Source organism: Mediterraneibacter sp. 210702-DFI.5.30 (genome assembly GCF_020560115.1).
GTDB classification, from domain to species: Bacteria; Bacillota; Clostridia; order Lachnospirales; family Lachnospiraceae; genus Mediterraneibacter; species Mediterraneibacter faecis.
The window spans coordinates 1-250 of the sequence record NZ_JAJCME010000133.1 but is presented as its reverse complement, the minus strand read 5'-3'; the positions used below and the strand labels follow the sequence as shown (position 1 = coordinate 250).

General features: G+C 47.2%; 1 pseudogene. It reads right to left on the bottom strand.

Annotated elements, in window-relative coordinates:
- Positions 1-250, bottom strand: a pseudogene (locus LI126_RS14980) (endonuclease MutS2); the annotation flags it as partial.

Below are 250 nucleotides of genomic sequence, written 5' to 3'. Positions count from 1 at the left end.
GCAAAGGCAGTGTTGCCTTGGTGTCATGGGCCATTTTAGCCTTGGCATTGACAAAATCCAGATGTCCCAGAATCTTGGCATTATTCTGAATGTCCAGCCGATAAGGAGCCAGCATCGTTGAAAGAGCTGCTAGGACTCTTCTGTCCTCTTGCCGTTCTTCGATTTGCGATTGACGCAGACGATTATTCAGATCAACTGTACTGGCTGGCTCAATATACAGCGTTTGACCACTAGCGCTTTGATCATGAAC